Below are 223 nucleotides of genomic sequence, written 5' to 3'. Positions count from 1 at the left end.
TCACCGGCCGGGCGCCACTGGCGGCCGTCGTTCCTGAACTCGCCGACGAGCTCCTTCTTCTTGGTGTCCACGCTGATGACCGGCTGGCCGGCATCCCGATGCCCGCGGGCTAGCTCGTTGAGGTAGCGGAACTGTGCGTCCCGGTCGACGTGCTGGCTGCCCTCGAGCGTCTTGACGTTGGCCTGCAGACTGAAGCCTTCCTCTCGCAGCAGATCCGCGACGG

At 67.3% G+C, this 223-nt stretch carries 1 pseudogene; it reads right to left on the bottom strand.

Going from position 1 to position 223, the window contains the following annotated elements:
• Positions 1 to 223, bottom strand: a pseudogene (locus ACEPPI_RS41145) (ISAzo13 family transposase); the annotation flags it as partial.

The organism is Streptomyces sp. AB3(2024) (assembly GCF_041862025.1).
Lineage (GTDB): Bacteria > Actinomycetota > Actinomycetes > Streptomycetales > Streptomycetaceae > Streptomyces.
Note: the sequence above shows the minus strand (reverse complement) of the source record. Positions and strands in the feature narration are given on the sequence as shown.